Below are 1,745 nucleotides of genomic sequence, written 5' to 3'. Positions count from 1 at the left end.
GGGGTAGCGTCGGTCACGTCGAGGTCTTTCGGATGGATGGCGTAGGAACCTCCATCGTCGGGAGACCTCGACGTCTACCTGCGGACCGACGCGCCCGGCCGACCTACACCCTCATCTGGGAAGAGCCACTATGATCCCATGTTGTCCCTACTTTCCGAGACGGGTCCCTTAATTTTCGCTGTGAGGACCAAATGTTTAGTGATCAGTTGAATGCGTTGTTCGACCACTCGGCGCGGATCGGCTGCCCGATTACGCAAGTGCAGCTGGCGGACGCGCTCAATGCCCGAGGTCACCAAATTTCGCATCCGTATATTTCGCAGTTGCGGCGAGGGAAGCGTTCGAATCCGTCTCCGGAGATCGTGGCGATACTCGCCGACTTCTTTGGTGTCGACAAAGACTATTTCTATCTTCCCGCCGTTAATCCTGATTTTCCGACGGCGTCGGAAGTGATCGAACGTCTCGACCAAGTACCTTTACGGAGACTCCTCGCTCAAGCGGACGGACTTTCTGACAGGTCGATGGGTATTGTCATTGAGATGGCTGAGCGTCTGCGCCACGCAGAGGGCTGCCCTGTGGTTACTGGAAACGGATTCTGGATATTCTGGTCCCACCCGGATGTACCTCCAATCGAAAGCGCAGAGTGCGGCCCATGAAAGAATAAGGTTTCGATTTTTTAAGAATGTTGGTTTTTGTATGTTTCTTATTCTTTGATAAATTCGCGCAATTTGAGGCCGCTATTTGAGGGGATGGCATCAAAGGGTGATTGGCATGATCGAAGACGCCGTTACAGTGATTTGTACACTATGTCCCAGCTCCGGTCCATCAGATCGGTGATGTAGGGCAAGTTGCACTATGCGACCAGCGTCTACCTTCCGCGGTTCTGACGAGTTACGTGTACCGAGTAATCCGCCCAACCCATCGATGGTTGGTTTCCATAGATTTGCCCAAGTGCGCGGCAACCCGGTCACGTAAGATATATGCAACGCGACAGGCCCATCTTGAATGGGTTTCAGTCCGGAGATTGCGTCCGGGATTTCGTTTTTGAATTGTTCTTTTGTATACGACCTGCGAGTTATCAGTGTTGCCGTTTGGCCGATGTTGGATGATTGCGCAGGGATGGCTGAGTCAATTGAAATCGTGGATATTTTTGAATTCCTTTTTGTGCACCATACGCTTGCAAGCTGATTCCCGGAAATTTGCTTTACTCTTTCTGCGAGTAGGAATGCGTATTGATCCAGGTCGGGTTTCTGAAGCAGCGGCGTATTCAAAGGGATCCCTACATTTAGGGAAAGGGCTGTGGAGCTGGATAGTGCTGTGAGATCAGGTAACAGTAGCTTCTCGCTGTCATTCAGGAATCTATCGGTTCGAGACTGGATAGATGGATTGATCTTTTCGGGCTGTGGGAGCACTGTCGGTACTTGTAGGCGGTTCGTCTTTCCGGATGGACAAGCGAAGCTAGGTGCTGGGAGGTGCATAGTGAAAGGGTAGAGGGCCAGGCAACGGACTGTTTGGGAGGTTTGGATCCAGCAGCGTTCGAACGGTTACTGGACATGTGCGTAGGCACGAGCCCAGTTTGGTCGAAAACCGATCTTGGTCTCAACACGTCAACGCATCACTACTGGTGACATGATGCGTGATCGTGGAGGCATGGATGGGCAACAGGGCGCTCGGGTTCACTGTGGATCAAGAGAACACGATCTGGGAGATGTGGCGTCGCGGTGATTCGCTGAGTGCGACCGGGCGGG

The 1,745-nt window shown here is 52.6% G+C and carries 1 protein-coding gene; it reads left to right on the top strand.

What is annotated here, in order from left to right; translation table 11 throughout:
- The first annotated feature begins 191 nt into the window (after positions 1-191).
- Complete coding sequence (locus tag ATN38_RS00120; protein ID WP_050794073.1) at positions 192-653, top strand: helix-turn-helix transcriptional regulator; 462 nt, start codon at positions 192-194, stop codon at positions 651-653.
- Positions 654-1,745: the final 1,092 nt, after the last annotated feature.

The organism is Rhodococcus sp. FH8 (assembly GCF_019266085.1).
Classification (GTDB): Bacteria; Actinomycetota; Actinomycetes; order Mycobacteriales; family Mycobacteriaceae; genus Rhodococcus_F; species Rhodococcus_F qingshengii.
This window is presented reverse-complemented; position numbering and strand designations above follow the sequence as displayed.

Coding starts and splice junctions, on each gene's coding strand:
- ATN38_RS00120 (WP_050794073.1), top strand. CDS start 192: ATGTTTAGTGATCAGTTGAATGCGTTGTTCGACCACTCGGCGCGGATC.